The organism is Halovivax ruber XH-70 (assembly GCF_000328525.1).
GTDB lineage: Archaea > Halobacteriota > Halobacteria > Halobacteriales > Natrialbaceae > Halovivax > Halovivax ruber.
Genome location: NC_019964.1, coordinates 2,471,177 through 2,486,309, shown reverse-complemented (window position 1 = coordinate 2,486,309; position 15,133 = coordinate 2,471,177). Strand labels below are relative to the sequence as shown.

General features: G+C 65.4%; 12 protein-coding genes. 4 read left to right on the top strand and 8 right to left on the bottom strand.

The features are described 5' to 3' along the window. Positions 1-95 precede the first annotated feature (95 nt). From HALRU_RS11905 to HALRU_RS11895, 3 genes are all read right to left on the bottom strand, one after another. Complete coding sequence (locus HALRU_RS11905) at positions 96-1,805, bottom strand: bifunctional N(6)-L-threonylcarbamoyladenine synthase/serine/threonine protein kinase (RefSeq protein ID WP_015301637.1); 1,710 nt, start codon at positions 1,803-1,805, stop codon at positions 96-98. Between the two features lie 105 nt (positions 1,806-1,910). Further along, positions 1,911-2,045: a 30S ribosomal protein S27ae gene (locus tag HALRU_RS11900; RefSeq protein WP_015301636.1), complete on the bottom strand. Its 135-nt coding sequence runs from the start codon at positions 2,043-2,045 to the stop codon at positions 1,911-1,913. Position 2,046: 1 nt separating this feature from the next. After that, positions 2,047-2,376: a 30S ribosomal protein S24e gene (locus tag HALRU_RS11895; protein WP_015301635.1), complete on the bottom strand. Its 330-nt coding sequence runs from the start codon at positions 2,374-2,376 to the stop codon at positions 2,047-2,049. A 186-nt stretch (positions 2,377-2,562) separates the two neighbouring features. Here HALRU_RS11895 and HALRU_RS11890 point away from each other — a divergent pair, with 186 nt between their 5' ends. Both HALRU_RS11890 and HALRU_RS11885 read left to right on the top strand, forming a co-directional pair. Further along, a complete protein-coding gene (locus HALRU_RS11890; protein ID WP_015301634.1) occupies positions 2,563-3,762 on the top strand; it encodes an outer membrane protein assembly factor BamB family protein in 1,200 nt (399 codons plus the stop codon). Further along, complete coding sequence (locus tag HALRU_RS11885) at positions 3,762-4,604, top strand: hypothetical protein (RefSeq protein ID WP_015301633.1); 843 nt, start codon at positions 3,762-3,764, stop codon at positions 4,602-4,604. The genes HALRU_RS11890 and HALRU_RS11885 overlap by 1 nt, the downstream gene beginning before the upstream one ends. On the opposite strand, the gene HALRU_RS11880 is transcribed toward HALRU_RS11885, so the two are convergent. Next, positions 4,601-5,614 carry a WD40/YVTN/BNR-like repeat-containing protein gene (locus HALRU_RS11880; protein WP_015301632.1) on the bottom strand — a complete coding sequence of 338 codons (1,014 nt, stop codon included), beginning with the start codon at positions 5,612-5,614 and terminating at the stop codon, positions 4,601-4,603. The two genes, HALRU_RS11885 and HALRU_RS11880, sit on opposite strands and share 4 nt — an antisense overlap. 117 nt (positions 5,615-5,731) lie before the next feature. On the opposite strand from HALRU_RS11880, the gene HALRU_RS11875 reads away from it, so the two are divergent. Further along, on the top strand, positions 5,732-7,183 hold the full coding sequence (locus HALRU_RS11875; protein ID WP_015301631.1) for a PAS domain-containing sensor histidine kinase: 1,452 nt from the start codon (positions 5,732-5,734) through the stop codon (positions 7,181-7,183). Between the two features lie 102 nt (positions 7,184-7,285). Here HALRU_RS11875 and HALRU_RS11870 read toward each other — a convergent pair whose 3' ends face one another. Next, the gene (locus tag HALRU_RS11870) at positions 7,286-9,226 is read right to left on the bottom strand and encodes a serine hydrolase (protein ID WP_015301630.1); all 1,941 of its coding nucleotides are present in this window, start codon (positions 9,224-9,226) and stop codon (positions 7,286-7,288) included. Positions 9,227-9,550: 324 nt separating this feature from the next. Here HALRU_RS11870 and HALRU_RS11865 point away from each other — a divergent pair, with 324 nt between their 5' ends. Next, positions 9,551-10,558: an Acg family FMN-binding oxidoreductase gene (locus HALRU_RS11865; protein ID WP_015301629.1), complete on the top strand. Its 1,008-nt coding sequence runs from the start codon at positions 9,551-9,553 to the stop codon at positions 10,556-10,558. Between the two features lie 61 nt (positions 10,559-10,619). Here HALRU_RS11865 and HALRU_RS11860 read toward each other — a convergent pair whose 3' ends face one another. From HALRU_RS11860 to HALRU_RS11850, 3 genes are all read right to left on the bottom strand, one after another. Then, positions 10,620-11,210, bottom strand: a complete 591-nt coding sequence (locus HALRU_RS11860; RefSeq protein ID WP_015301628.1) for a flavodoxin domain-containing protein — start codon at positions 11,208-11,210, stop codon at positions 10,620-10,622. Positions 11,211-11,382: 172 nt separating this feature from the next. After that, positions 11,383-14,382: an excinuclease ABC subunit UvrA gene (uvrA, locus tag HALRU_RS11855; protein WP_015301627.1), complete on the bottom strand. Its 3,000-nt coding sequence runs from the start codon at positions 14,380-14,382 to the stop codon at positions 11,383-11,385. Positions 14,383-14,592: 210 nt separating this feature from the next. Next, positions 14,593-15,018 (bottom strand): universal stress protein, encoded by a 426-nt coding sequence (locus HALRU_RS11850; protein ID WP_015301626.1) that lies wholly within the window; start codon positions 15,016-15,018, stop codon positions 14,593-14,595. Positions 15,019-15,133 lie beyond the last annotated feature (115 nt).

Genomic DNA, 15,133 nt, shown 5'->3' with positions numbered 1-15,133 from the left:
CGGGTCAGCCTGATAGGGCCATCACTCCCCGTCGCTTGAACTGATCCGTCCGTGGAGGCTGACAGCGTCCGATCGGGGCCGCCATCCCTGCGCACTCACTCGCCGACGTACCGGCCGCGCCCTTCCACGTCGGCGAGTCGATCGAGGACCCGCGTGTCGCCGACCTCGCGATAGGCGTCGATCGCCGCCTCCCGGAGGGGTTTCGGGTCCGGCGCGGTCCCGACGAGGCTCTGGTCGAAGACGTGCAGATCCATCGCGTAATCCTCGATGTGGTCGGTGTGATAGCCCAGACCGAAGTCGATGAGGTATGGTCGGTCCGCGGCCGCCTCCGGCTCGGTCCGGCCTGCGTCCGAACCGGTCGCGACGCGAACGTTCCGGACGGTCGGATCTCCGTGGACGAACCCGGCGTCGTGGATGGTCGCCAGGGATCGTCCGACGGCCCGCACGCGTTCGGTGGTGAGTGCGTCGCGCAAATCCCGGTCACCGACGTGTGCGAACGTGATCGTCGATTCGTAGGGATCGACGTCGTGGATCACCGGCGTCGGCACGCCTACCTGCCGGGCGAGACTCGTGAGTCGCGCCTCGATCGCCGTCCGCTCGCGCCGGAGTCGTTCGTCCAGTGTCGGATGTCGGTACGGCTTCGGAACCCGCCGTTTCGTGACCCGGTCCGCCTCACGATCGACGGTGACGACGGCTTCGGCACCGTCGACGGTCGTCCGATCGTCCTCGTCCGCCCCGAATCTGTTCGCTTCGACCGTCTCGTTGCCACGCCAGACCACGTCGACCTGGTCCGGACGGAAGTCGGGATCGACCGCCGATTCCTCGACCGCGATCGTCTCGCCAGCGGCGTACATTTTGGCGCCCAGGACGGCGATCATGCCCGCGTTGTCTCGGAGGAATCGCGGTTCAGGGGCGTGGAACGTCGCGCCGCGCGCTTCGCACATCTTCCGGAGCATCGCTCGGAGGCGCTCGTTCTGTCCGACCCCGCCGCCGAGGACGAGTTCGTCGCGGCCAGTCAGCGACAGCGCGCGCTCTGCCACTTCGGTCAACATGGCGAAGATGGTCTCCTGGAGGCCAGCACAGACGTCTTCGACGGGTGTGCCATCGTCGACGGCGGCCTTCGCGGCCGACATGATCCCCGAGAACGAGAAGTCCATTCCCTTCACGACGTAGGGCAGATCGACGTACTCGCCGTCCGCCGCCGCGGCCTCGACCTTCGGCCCGCCGGGGTGTGACCAGCCGACGTGGCGGGTGAACTTGTCGATCGCGTTGCCGACGCCGGTGTCCATCGTCTCGCCGAGGACGCGATAGCGCCCGTTCCGATAGGCGAGCAGGTGGGCATTGGCCCCGCTGGCGTTCAGACAGACCGGATCCTCGAAATCGGCGGTGTGGCGCCCGATCTCCAGGTGGGCGACCATGTGGTTGACCCCGACGAGGGGCACGTCCAGCGTTCCGGCGAGCGCTCGTGCGGCCGTCGCGACGATGCGCAGACACGGCCCGAGGCCGGGGCCCCGGGAGAACGCGACGGCGTCGATCGGCGGGTCAGCGGCGATTCCGGCCGGGTCGTCACCCGTCGACTCGTCGGCTTCGGCCTGCAACTCGCGGGCGTGTGAAAGCGCCGCCTCGACGACCTGCGGGATGGCCGTGTGCATGTGTTCGGCGGCCTCTCGGGGGTGAATCCCGCCGCTATCGGGCTCGTAGGCGTCGCTCTCGATGAACGTCGAATCGGTTTCGGAATCGTAGACGGCGGCGCTGGCCGCCCAGGCCGTCCCCTCGATCCCGAGAATTCGCGGTGAAGTAGTCACGGCGATCGTGCGCTCACGAGCGCGTGCGCGGTGTTCTCGTCGTCCGCTCACGGCACAATGGGCCGTTCGCGATCGTCGATACGCCTCGCTCCGCCCGGCCCATCGCTATTCCCACTCGGTGTAGCCGCACTTGCCGCAGTGCTGGCGGTCACCGTGGTCGGCGAGGAAGGAGTCGCCACAGCGAGGACACTCTTCGCGCTCGACCGTGCCGTCGTCGGCGTAGAGTTCGTGTCGGCTCATCTCAGGCTTCCTCCGCTTCGGCTTCGGTGTCGTCGGCCGCCTCGTCGGCGTCGACGCCGATCTTGTTGCGTTCGAGCATGTGGTCCTGCTCGACCTCGGTCGCGGCGTCTGCGGTCTCGTAGACCTTCGCGGCGCCGACGGTCTTTCGCATGCCGAACTTGGTATCGAGGTTGCGCACGACGACCTCGTTGGCGTCCTTGTTCAGCTTGGCGGCGAGACTGTCGCGGACCTGGAGCCGAGACGGCGTGGCGTCGTCGTGGGTCAGTTCGAACGTAACGTCCGTCCGATGCAACATGGGGTTCTCGTCTTCTTCGATGATGTCGACGTCCATGATATCACTCAGTTACTCTACTATCCCCCGGTCGGCGCTAAAAGGATTTCGAAGCCACCCCCGCCCGTCGTCCGCTCGACTGGGTGCCTGGCCGTTCTCACCGCTCGATCCGGGGGCGAGGGGGCCAGCCCGAACGTGACTGGGAGATAACAAGAGTTTATACTGGGGCGGTTCAACGCTCAGAAAATGCCCTCCAGACGCCGATTCGTCGCCGGGGCCGGTGGGCTCGCTGCCGCTGTTGTCGGCGTTCGAGCCGTTCGCTCGGACGGACTCGAACCGGCGCCGACGGACTGGCCCATGCCACGACACGACGCCGCCGGCACCGGACACAACCCCGCCGGCTCGGGACCGACCGACGACGTCGCGGTCCGCTGGGAGCGAGAAACCGACGACTCGTTCGCCGGTCCCGCCCCGCCGATCCTCGTCGACGGGACGCTCTTTGCCGTCGGTCGTCGGACGCACGCAGCGTTCGACGCAGCGACCGGTGAGCGACGCTTCGACAGGAAGGGATCGTATACCTCCGCTCCGTCGTGGGTCGGCAGCAACGTCTATCAGACCGATACGCTGGCGGTAACGGGCCGAGACGGGATCTTCGGACTGAACGCCGGCGGTGGCTACGAAGTGGCCGGCTGGTCGATCGGCGCCGAACGCTGGCACGCGCCAGGTCGGGACCCGGCCGGTCGATTGCTCGGTTCCCCGATAGCGACGGCACCGGTAGCCGTCGATAACACGGTTATCGCGGCCGTCCCCGAGACGCGTCGATTCGTCGCCCTCCACGGCGATAGCGGGCGCATCGAGTGGGAACACACCGTCGGTGACACGTTCGGTGACCCGCTCCACCGCCCGGCCGTCCGGGACGGCGTCGCGTATCTCGCGAGCTGGCCGAACTTTCTCCACGCGGTCGACGTCGACTCCGGTGATTCCCTGTGGGAGGTGGAACTCGACGCCGACGAGATTCTCCCGCCGACGGCGACCAGCGAGGGGGTCGTCGTCCCCGATTGGAACGCGGTCGTACTGGTCGATCCGACGGACGGCCAGACGCGGTGGACCTACGAATACGATGGCAACGCGACCGACGGGAGCGCCGCGGTCGCGAACGACACCGTCTTTTTGACCGACGGCGACGGATTCCTGCACGCGATCGACCTCGCGAGCGGGGACGAGGTCTGGTCCGTCGAGTACACCCGCCAGGTCGACCCGATCGTCGCCGACGGGGTCGTCTACGTGGCGTACAATTGGACGAACGAGGTGACCGCCTTCGATGCGGCGACGGGTGACAGGTTGTGGACGTGGGAGAGTCCCTACGGGCTCTCTCAGCCGATCGTTGGCGACGGCGTCCTGTACGCCGCTGGACACGAACGAATCGTCGCCCTGGAGGAAGCGTGATGTCCGGGTATTCGACCGACCCTGGCGACGACGAGTCCGGTGATATCGGAACGCACAGGGACCGGTCGGGACTGGCGGTCGGCTCTCTCGGACGCGCCGCCGGTCGACTGGTTCGCGAGCCGATTCTCTTCCTCCCGTTCGCTGCATTCGCCTTGGTGCTGACTGGAGTCGACGTGCTTCGACGTCGGGATCCGATCCCCGCGATCACGTGGGAATCGGTGACGCCTGGAACGATCAACGTCGACTACGCTCTCTACCCTACGCCTCAGTCCCAGACGGTCCGGCCGCTGCAGGCGCTGATCGATCTCGACGTCCCGTATCTGCTCTGGGCTGCCGGGCTGGAATTCCTTGTGATCGGGTCGATCGTCCTTGCGGGCGTGATCGTCATCAACCAGGGACTCGCCGACGCGAGAATTGACACGCCGCCCGTTCGTGATCGTTTCGCGTCCTATCTCGGGTTCGTCGTCGCCGTCGACCTGCTCGGTCGATTCGTCGGTGGTCTCGGCGTGTTTCAGGAGATGCCGCTGCTCATCGGTGTGCCGGTACTGATCGTGGCGGCCGTCGTCGGCGTCAGACTCTTTCTGACGCCCGTTTTGCTCGTCGCGGGCCGTTCTCTCCCGGTCGCGATCAGGGAGAGTAATCAGCGCTCGTTCGGACACGGCTGGTCGTTCTTCGGATTGATCCTCCTCTTCGGGCTTGGTACCTGGGTGCTCGCGAGCGTTCCGATCGTCGGGACACTTCTTACGGGGCTGTTTATCGCCCCGCTGCAAGCGGTCACCTTGGTCGTCGTGTTCGAATGGGTGTCGGCTGCGGAGGACGGAGATACCGGTGTTGGCGCCTAATCGCTCCGCACGACGATCCCACGGGGCGTCTGCGTCTCGAACGCGTCGTCCCACTCGATCGGGACGGGTCGCCAGCTGTCGCCGAAGTCGCTCGACCGGTAGAGGCCGGTGTTGTTCGCCCCGTAGACGACGCCCGCTTCGTCCGTCGTCGCGAAGACGGCCCTGACGACGCCGTCGCCCGTCGGGAGGCCAGTCCCCTCGAGGCGTTCCCAGGCGTCCTCGCTTTGCAGTCGGTAGACGTACGAGTCGGCCGTACCCTGGCGGTGGGCCTGCGAGGCACCCGAGGCGGCCGAGACGAGCACCGACTCGGGGTCGCTGGGGTCGGCGACGACCGACCAGCAGTACCGGTGGTCGAGCCCGACCTGCGGGTGGTCCCAGGTTTCGCCGCCGTCCGTCGATCGGGCGAACCCGTCACCTGCAGCGGCGTAGACGAGTCCTTCTCGGTCGGGGTGTGTCTCCAGACTGTGATTGTCACGTCGTGCGCCCGGTGGTCGCTCCTGCCAGCTCTCGCCGCCGTCCGTACTCAGCAGGAACGCGCCCGCTTCGATGCCCACGTAGAGGCGATCCGGATCGAACTGATCGACCTCGATCCAGCGAACGTGATGGGTGTCCGGCCGCGGTGGGAAGAACCACTCCGGCTCCGAGGGGAGGTCGGCGATTCCAGCGAGGTGTGTCCACGTTTCGCCGCCGTCGCGAGAGCGGTAGAGCCGACTCGGCTCCGTTCCAGCGTACACGGTATCCGGGTCGTGCGGCGAGATCGCCAGGGCCGTGACTGGATCGTCGCCACCATCGAGCTCACCGCCGACGTCGAGCGACTCCACGCCCTCGTCCGTGAGTCGAACTGCACCGCCATCGAACGTTCCGACGAACACGGTGGTGGGGTCGGTCGGTGGACTGGCGACACACTCCAGTCGCCCGGCGTCCAGCGAACGGGTTCGACGCGACGCATCGGCTCCCGTCCCGGTTACCGTGAGCAGTGTGTCTGCCAGTGCGAGATGAACGACGTCCATATTGCCCGTTTGTCGCCGATACAGATGGTTCTTGGGCCGGTATCGATCGGTAGGTGCCGTCGCTATTTGGCCACATCAATTATACCATAGTGGTGATATTCTCGGATAGACCCCCGAATGCGCTTCGCCCCGGAGCCAGTCGTCCGTGCCCTCCGTCACCATTCGGTGACACTCGTCGGTGGAGGCTTTCTGGCTGTCGCCGCCGCGTACGCGGCCTTCCACGAGGGTTCGCTGTCGCTCGTGCTCCTGGACGTGTTTTTGCTCGTGCTGGTCGGGATCGCGCTGCTGTGGGATGGGTTCCGGACGTTCGACGAGTCACCGTCACCGCGGCGCACGGAACTCGTCGCTGCCGGGACGCTCCTCTTCGCCGTCTTCGGTGCGCTATTTGCCGGCTGGGCGGTCGTGCTGGTCGAGTTGCGTCTCGGCCGGTCAGTCGACTATCTCCAGATCGGACTCCTCGGGTTCACCATCGGAGGCGCCCTCGGCGCGATGGTCGGTCACATCCACGCATCGCTGTCGGCGAAGAACCGGGAGACGACTCGGCTCTCGCGCGCGATGGACAGCTCGATGGACGGGATGGCGATCATCGAGGACGGTGAACACGTCTACGTCAACGACGCCTACGCCGAACTCTACGACTTTCCTGGCCCAGCTCTCCTCGAGGGTGAGTCGTGGTATCGTCTCTACACCAGCGAGTCGCTCGCGACGATCGAACGCGAGGTGATCCCGAAACTGACCGAACAGCGCTACTGGCGCGGTCGGTTGACCGGTCGGCGAGCCGACGGCACGACGTTTCCCAAAGAGGTTACCTCCTCCGCGGTCGAGGACGGCCACGTCATCGTCGTCCGCGACGTCTCGACACAGCGCCAGCGCGAACAGCGCATCCAGGTCCTGAATCGCGTCCTGCGACACAACCTGCGAAACACGTTCACGGTGATTCAGGGCCACGCCAATCTCCTCGCCGAGAAGGCGCCGGAGCTGGCCCAGGGCCACGTCGAACCCATCCGAAACGAGATCACCGATCTGCTCGCGACCGCGGACAAGGCTCGCGGCCTCGAACAGACGCTCGAAGGGCCCACCGAGGTCCAGCAGATCGATCCGTCCGAGGCCGTTCGCACCGTCGTCGATCGGGCGACGGCGACGTATCCGTCCGCCTCGATTCACTCTCACGTCGAGGAGTCCGGGCTGCAGGCGGTCGACGCCCGGATCGTCGAGGCGCTGAACGAACTGGTCGACAACGCGGTCGAACACGCACCGTGCCCGGACCCGACCGTCGAGGTGGCAGTCGAGACCGTCGAGACGGGTGGAACGAGCCGACTCGAGTTCACGGTCGTCGACGACGGCCCAGGCATCCCCGAGGCCGATCGACGCGCGATCATCGACGGGGAGGAGACGCCGCTCGAACACGGGTCCGGTCTTGGCCTCTGGCTCGTCAACTGGATCGTCTCCAACACCGGCGGCGACATCGCGTTCGCCCAACCCTCGTCCGGCGGGACCGAGGTGACGATCACGTACGGCGACGACGAGTCGCAGGCGGCCGACGGGCTCGGACAGCTGGCGACGGCGTGACATCGTGACTGCTGGGACGGATTCTGGCTACGACGTATTCGATTCCGCGAAGAACCAGGACCGTGTCGCTTTGCACAGTCCAAACCGATTGCTACTCACCGATCACATCTGATACCAGAGGAGGTTCCAGTACCAGAGCAATGCCGTGAACGCGATTGCGGCGAGAGCGACCACCATATAAGAGATTCGCAACAAGGGGCCCCACGCTCGCGTCCGAATTGCAATGCCGGCCAGGACGGCCGTCACGATGCTCGCTGCTGCACCGAGGAGTGAGGGGATCGTGAGGAGCCGGAACAGGAGCCGATCTCCGTACAGGAACTCGGTCGGTCGCACCGCCAGTCCTGCCACGAAACCGACGAGAAAGAGGAGGAAACAGGCGGCTGCGAGGCCGCCAGTCCACCGTGCGAACCGTAGCAGCGAATCGTCCCGTGATCGTCCAGCGCCACGATACCGGCGACGGAGGGCTGCGCCGGACCAGCCGACCAGGGAGGCCACGAACGTGAGTACCGAGCTGGCGATGATCGCACCGTGAACCCGCGGTCGCTCCAGGATCGAGAGCCGCTCGTAGGCTGAGGGGGGTCGGCTCCCCAGAAAGAGATGCGTGACGGCTCCGTCTGTCTCGCGGAATGCGAGCTGGTCGGGGCCGCGGATTTCCCGGAAGAAGAGCGGCTCTTCTTCGACCCACCGCTTCGTTTCCCCGGCGTTCGTCGTAACTAGCCGTCCTCGCTCGTCGATCGAGACGGAGACGGTCTCGCCGAACCCGATGAACTTCTCGGAGGTCGTATAGGGCCTCCTGAGCGATCTATACGTCCCCACCAGGTCCGATTCGCGCGTCGGCCGGCTATCTGGAACCGCAACTGGTGGTTCGTCTATGGAGAAGTATCGGTCGACCAACTCGTCGATGAACTCCTCTCTAGCGTCGACTCCTCCCGGGCTGTTGTACGCAACGAACGCCCCAACGTCGTGATCTGGGAGGAGAAAGAGGAGACTGTGAAACGTCGGCGTGTCACCGGCGTGACCGATCACGCGCACCCCGTGGCGACTCATCTCGTAAAAGCCGAATGCCATCCCGTTCACTCGGTCGTCGTTCGCGAATCGCCGTCGGTGCATCTCTGTGATCGTTTCCGAGTCGAGGAGCTGTCCGGTATCGACGGTTCCGTCCTGAAGGTGGGCCCGGACGAACCGTGCCATATCGGTCGCGGTCGTACTCATCGCACCCGTTGGCGGCATGCCGACGAACTCGAAGTCACCATCCTGGTACCCGCCGTCCGTGGCTGTGTACCCCGTTGCAAGATCGATACGAAGATCGTCCGGGACCGGCTGGGTAAACGTGCTCCGGGACATCGAGAGCGGTTCGAATATCTTCTCGTCGACGTACCGCTGAAACGACGTCCCGGCAGTCGTTGCGGCTATGTGGCCCGCCAGCGCGGCACCGTAGTTCGAGTAGGCGGTGAATTGACCCGGCGGCCGGACGCGAGCAGGTTGCGATTCGACGAGGGACTGCTCCAGTGGTTGGAGATCGGTCTTGTCCACCACGAACGTCCCGTGGGCCCGATCTTCGAATCCGGCCGTGTGCGTCCCGAGGTGGTCAAGTGTGATCGGTTGCTCGTACGTCGCGGGAATTTCGACCTCGTCGAGGTACCGGGTAACGTCGACGTCGGGTTCGAGCCGTCCCCGTTCGACGCCTTGCATCACGGCAGTCCAGGTGAACAGTTTCGACAGCGAACCGATGCGAAAGAGCGTTTCGTTGCCCCGAACTGGCGTTCTCGATTCGAGGTCGCCGAACCCGTATCCCTTCGCAAACGTTTCGTCGCCGTCAACGACGGCGACCGTGGCACCCGGTATCTCGTGGGCCTCCAACTGGGCGGTTACCAGACCGTCGAGAAAGGACTCGAACGCGTCCGGATTGGCCAGATGTCCGTCATCTGTTTGCGCACAGGGTAGAGCCGCGTTTTCTTCACTGGTGATTGGAGGAGCAAAAACGCTTGCTGCTCCGAGAGCGGCGAGTCCGCCGAGAACAGATCGGCGCGAGCGGGAGTCCATGGTTCGATGCGATACCAGTACGTGAACGTCCGGTATAAGACGGTGGTGTACCCGTTATCTCGTTGAGAGACACGTCCCTCCTTCGGATTCTCCGAGCTGCCCGAGTGGGGGTGACGAACTGTGGTACCGAGACATGTCACCGCACCCTGATTGCTGCGCGGCGAGTCACCGACCGTAGAAGGAGTCGGTCTGACGGGAGCCGCGGTGATCACGTCCAGTGCACGATCCGAATCGCGGTGCAGTTCTGGCGACGGCTCCGTATCGAACTCGTTCGACATCCCGTCCGGCAGTACACTGAAACGATACCTGGTCGAATGTCGTGTTATGGATACCCACGACCTGACGAAGGACGTGTGGCGAATCGACGCCGCGGAATTCCCAGCTGACGGGTCGATCGAGAAACGGGCTCGGTTCCTCCTCCGGTACGCGATTTTGGCACCTTCGAGTCACAACTCCCAGCCCTGGGCGTTCACGGTCGACGGCGGTTCGATCGAGATCCACGCCGCCGAGGACCGCTGGTTGGATGCAGCCGATCCGGACAAGCGGGAGTTGTACGTAAGCCTCGGGTGTGCGATCGAGAACCTGTGCATCGCCGCGGCACACTTCGATCTCGGTTACGAGATCGAATATCACGATGACGCCACTCCAATATCGGTCGTGACGTTGCGTCCGGATGCCAAACCGCCATCGGACCGTTCATTCGGGTTGTTCGGCGCGATTACGGAACGAACGACGAACCATCTCCCATTCGAGGCCACTGCCGTCTCCGACGCGCTCTTGGAGCAGTTGCGGGCGTGCGTGATCGAGGACGACGTTTCCGTGCGCCTAGTAGCCGATCCCGAGCTGAACGAGTCGATCGCGGCGTTACAGGCCGAAGCCGACCAGCGACAGCTGGCGGACTCGGCGTACCGGAGGGAGTTGGGGTACTGGATTGGAACCGGTGCCCTCGGCGATTCCTGGCTGAAGGCGCGAATCGGCCAGGCGGTCGTCAGCCACCTGAACGTGGGGAGTCGCGAGGCCCAGAAGAACTCGAAACTCGTCCGAAGCGCTCCGATCGTCGCCGTGCTGACTACGGATTCGGACGCGCCGACGGTGCGAGTCGAGACCGGCCGGAGCTTTCAGCGATTGGCCCTGGCCGCGTCGGCCGAGGGGGTCGCGGTCCACCCGATGAGCCAAATTCTCGAACGACCGGCGATGCGGGCGGAACTCGCTACGCTCCTCGACGCCGACGACGCGTTGCCCCAGCACCTGTTTCGGCTCGGCTACGCCGCGGAAGAAGCGGGGCACACGCCCCGCTGGCCGCTCGAAAAGTTCCTCGTCGAACGGACCTAAAATTGCCGCTGGGCAGTCTCCACAACTAGCACGCCCGCCACGCGGGACCGTCGACCTACTGTCAGGTGGACCCGTTTCCCTCCTTCGAGGGAGGCGTCTGTCCGAGCCGACCTTCGACGAACGAGGCGACATCGGCGGCGAACGCCTCGACCTCGTGCCAGTCCGTGAATTCGACGTCTCCAGCGGTGTCCGCGTCAGGCAGGTCGGACATGGTCCGTTTGGCGATCTGTTTCATGAACAATCGCTTGAGGAATCCGTACTTCGAGTAGCGCAACGCGCCGCCGAAGAGGCCGATTCGATCTGGATGCCACCCGGTGTCCTCGACGAACTTCTCGACGTATTCAGCAGCCTGCGCCCGTCCGTCTTCGCTCGCCGACGAGAGTGACACCTGAAAGAACGCGGTCGGTTTCACCGCCAGTCCGTCTTGGTTCGTTCGGACGAAGTTGGCAACCGCTGTCTGGTGGTTGCCGGCGTGGACGGACGCCCCGACGAGCACCGCCTCGAAGTCATCGACGACAACGTCCGGAGCCATCTCGTTGACGTCCACTGCGGTGACATCGTGTCCACGCTTCGCGATCGCATCGCCGATGTGGGTAGCCACTTTCTCTGTCTGGCCCTCACCGGTTCCGTAAGGTATCAGGAACGAAACCACGTCGAATCTCCAAGTTACCTACGCTCTCTTTCCATAAAGTACCGACCCGATGGCGTAGCGGACAGGGCGGCGCCACTCGATCCGACGTGTCTGGAGAGGTTCTACAGATCCATCCGGAGGGTATTACGCCCGTTTCCAGCGGAAATCCTATCCAAAATGCGTGCGGGGTCGCTCAGTCGTCGTCCGTCGCGGGCGCCGTGACCGGCTCGACGCGCTGGCCGCGCGGACCGTCTAAGTCGACGTCGGGGAGGAGGTCGCGCAGGTACTGGCCGGTGTAGGACCCTTCCGTACGCGCGACTTCTTCCGGCGTGCCAGTCGCGACGAGTTCCCCGCCGTTCTCGCCGCCCTCGGGGCCGAGGTCGACGATGTGGTCGGCGTTCTTCACGAGATCGAGTTCGTGTTCGATGACGACGACGGTGTTGTCGTTGTCGGTCAGGCGGTGGAGGACGTCGATGAGCTTGCGCTCGTCTTCGGAGTGCAGCCCTGTCGTGGGCTCGTCGAGCAGGTAGAGCGTGTTGCCGCTGTCTTTCTTGCCGAGTTCCTCGGCGAGTTTGATCCGCTGGGCCTCGCCGCCCGAGAGCGTCGTCGAGGGCTGGCCGAGGCGCATGTAGTCGAGGCCGACGTCTTTGAGGAGTTGAAGGCGCCGACGGATCTGTCCCGAGGATTCGAAGAAGTCGTAGGCCTCCTCGACACTCATGTCGAGGACGTCCGAGATGGTCTTGCCCTTGTAGGTCACGTCGAGCGTCGCGTCGTTGTAGCGCTCGCCGCCACACTCTTCGCAGGGGACGTAGACGTCCGAGAGGAAGTTCATCTCGATCTTGACCGTCCCCTGGCCGCCACACTCCTCGCAGCGCCCGCCTTTGACGTTGAACGAGAAGCGCCCGACTTCGTAGCCGCGCTGTTTCGAGAGCGAGGTCTGGGCGAACAGCTCGCGGACGTGATCGAAGACGTTCGTGTAGGTCGCCGGATTGGATCGCGGGGTCCGACCGATCGGCGACTGATCGATCAGGCGGACCGTCTCGATCTCGTCGATGCCGTCGATCGCGTCGTGTTCGCCGGGGACGACGCTCAAATTGTTGTTCATCTCCCGTGCCAGGCCCTTGTAGAGGATGTCGTGCATCAGCGTCGACTTGCCCGAACCGGAGACGCCGGTGATCGCGGTGAAACAGCCGAAGGGTAACTCGACGTCCAGGTCGTGCAGGTTGTGCTGGCGGGCGCCTTCGATCGTGAGGTGGCCGTCAGCTTCGCGGCGCTCCTGGGGAACGGGGATCTGTCTGCGCCCGGAGAGGTAGTCGCCGGTGATCGAGTCCTCGCAGGCTTTGACCTCCTCGATCGGGCCGTTGACGACGACCTCGCCGCCGCGCTTGCCGGGCCCAGGGCCCATGTCGACGATGGTGTCCGCCCGGCGCATCGTCTCCTCGTCGTGTTCGACGACGATGAGGGTGTTGCCGAGGTCGCGAAGCTCTGCCAGGGTGTTCAGCAGTCGGTCGTTGTCGCGCTGGTGGAGCCCGATCGACGGCTCGTCGAGGACGTAGAGCACGCCGACGAGGCCGGCGCCGATCTGGGTCGCCAGGCGGATGCGCTGGCTCTCACCACCCGAGAGCGTCGAGGCCTCCCGGTCGAGTGTGAGGTACTCGAGGCCGACTTCGACCATGAAGCCGAGCCGCGCGCGGATCTCCTTCAAGATCTCCTCGGCGATGGTCCGCTCGCGCTCGGTGAGGTCGGCCTCCATCGACTCGAAGTGGGCGAGCGCGTCGCCGATACTCATCGCGTTGATCGCGGTGATCGAGGTGTCGTCGACCAGCACGGCCCGCGAGGCCGGCTTCAGGCGGGTGCCGTCACAGGCTGGGCAGGCGGTCGCGGACATGAAGTCCTCGATGTGCTCGCGGGTCGAGTCCGAGTCCGTCTCGACGTAACGCCGTTCTAAGTTGGGAATGACGCCCTCGAACCGCTGGCGCTTGCGGCGGCTGCCGCTTCGCGTCGAGCGCTCGAAGAGCACCTGCTCGCTCGTCCCGTAGAGGAAGGCGTCCTGCACGTCCGGAGCCAGGTCCTCGAACGGCGTCGACAGCGAGACGTCGAAGTGCTCGGCGACGGCGTCGAGTCGCGTCTGGTAGTACGATCGCGAGTAGCTCCAGGGCTCGAAGACGTTCTTGAGCGTCTTCGATGAATCCTGGATGACGAGGTCCTCGTCGATCTCCTTGGTCTCGCCGAGACCCTCACACTCCGGGCAGGCGCCGTGGGGCGAGTTGAAGGAGAAGCTTCGGGTCTCGATCTCCGGGATGTCGATCCCGCAGTGGGTACAGGCCAGTTCCTGCGAGAACTCGACGACGAGCCGGTCCTGGGCGTCGGTCGCGTCGGCGTCGTCGCCAGCCTCGTCGTCGGTCACCGCCCCCAGATCGCCCGTCCGCCGGGCCTCCTCGCCGAGATCGTCGGCGGCGGCCTCGGGGGGGTCGGGCAGAATCAACTTGAGGACGCCGTCGGCCTCGTCTAAGGCCGTCTCGACGCTGTCGACGATGCGCGGCCGGTCTTCGGGACCGACCTTCACCCGATCCACGATCACGTCGATCGTGTGGTCGTAGTTTTCGTCCAGGTCGGGGCGGTCGAGCGTGAGGTCGTGTTCCTCGCCGTCGACCTCGACGCGGGCGTACCCATCCGAGACGAGTTCGTCGAAGAGGTCCTCGAACGCGCCCTTCTGGTCACGGACGACGGGTGCGGCGAGCTTCAGGCGGGTGCCCTCGGGCAGCTCGAAGATGCGCTCGACCATGTTCTGGGCCGACTGCTCGCCGACCTCGCGACCACAGTCCGGGCAGTGGGGCGTCCCCACGCGGGCGTAGAGGAGGCGAAGGTAGTCGTGCAGCTCCGTGACGGTCCCCACGGTCGAGCGGGGGTTGTTCGCGGCGTTCTTCTGGTCGATCGAAATCGCGGGCGAGAGGCCCTCGACGGTCTCGACCTGGGGTTTGTCCATCTGGCCCAGGAAGTTCCGGGCGTACGCGGAGAGGCTCTCGATGTAGCGTCGCTGGCCTTCGGCGTAGATCGTCTCGAAGGCGAGGGAGGACTTGCCCGAACCCGAGAGACCGGTGACGACGGTCAGCGACTCCCGGGGGATCGAGACGTCGAGGTCTTTCAGGTTGTGCTCTTCGGCACCGCGGACCTCGATGTGCTCGGCGGTCATCTAGCAGTCGACAGCGCCCCGAGGAGGTAAGGACTGTCGGTTCGGAACGGTACCGGAGTGAAAGTGGACGAGCCGGTCGGCCTGCCGCACAGCTCGTCGTCGCCCGGTGTCGGGTTCAGACCCGTGTGTCCGTGGGTCGGGAAATAGGATTCCATCTCGCAGGTGCTGGCAACCAACCTGCGACGTACCGACCGCTTCCCGGTCAGCGAGTCACTCCGCCTCGACCGGAACGACCGTCACCGGAACGGTGGCCGTCCGGGAGAGCCGGTCGGCCGTGCTGCCGAGCAGGGCGCCAGCGACGCCGCCCGCGCCGCGTTCGCCGACGACGATCAGGTCGACGTCGGCTTCCTCGGCGTACGCACGGAGCGCTTCCGACGGCCGGCCCCGGCGAACGTCGCCCGTGATGTCGACGCCCTCGCCATCGTAAGCGTCGACGATTTCGTCGACGATCTCCTCCGCCGCGCGGTTGAGCTCGTCCACCTCGGCGGTCCCGAACTTCATCGGGTTGTCCGTGCTCTCGACGACGGTGACCACGTGGACCGTCGCACCCGTCGTCTCGCCCAGCGCGATTGCGTGCTCGAGGGCGGCCGCCGCCCCATCGCTCCCGTCGGTGGCCGCCAGGATCGCGTCGTACATCGGTGTGCGTGTCCCTACGTCCGGACGGGTCAATATCGTTCCCGTTCGATCCCTGTGGATCGTGCGCGGTGGCGGGTCGTTCACGCCCGTGGAGCGGACGGGTCGGCGAGGCGGG

Bases quoted from the DNA above. Each gene is read 5' to 3' on its own strand.
- HALRU_RS11900 (WP_015301636.1), bottom strand. From the start codon at position 2,045: ATGAGCCGACACGAACTCTACGCCGACGACGGCACGGTCGAGCGCGAA.
- HALRU_RS11895 (WP_015301635.1), bottom strand. From the start codon at position 2,376: ATGGACGTCGACATCATCGAAGAAGACGAGAACCCCATGTTGCATCGG.
- HALRU_RS11890 (WP_015301634.1), top strand. From the start codon at position 2,563: ATGCCCTCCAGACGCCGATTCGTCGCCGGGGCCGGTGGGCTCGCTGCC.
- HALRU_RS11885 (WP_015301633.1), top strand. From the start codon at position 3,762: ATGTCCGGGTATTCGACCGACCCTGGCGACGACGAGTCCGGTGATATC.
- HALRU_RS11880 (WP_015301632.1), bottom strand. From the start codon at position 5,614: ATGGACGTCGTTCATCTCGCACTGGCAGACACACTGCTCACGGTAACC.
- HALRU_RS11875 (WP_015301631.1), top strand. From the start codon at position 5,732: ATGCGCTTCGCCCCGGAGCCAGTCGTCCGTGCCCTCCGTCACCATTCG.
- HALRU_RS11870 (WP_015301630.1), bottom strand. From the start codon at position 9,226: ATGGACTCCCGCTCGCGCCGATCTGTTCTCGGCGGACTCGCCGCTCTC.
- HALRU_RS11865 (WP_015301629.1), top strand. From the start codon at position 9,551: ATGGATACCCACGACCTGACGAAGGACGTGTGGCGAATCGACGCCGCG.
- uvrA (WP_015301627.1), bottom strand. From the start codon at position 14,382: ATGACCGCCGAGCACATCGAGGTCCGCGGTGCCGAAGAGCACAACCTG.
- HALRU_RS11850 (WP_015301626.1), bottom strand. From the start codon at position 15,018: ATGTACGACGCGATCCTGGCGGCCACCGACGGGAGCGATGGGGCGGCG.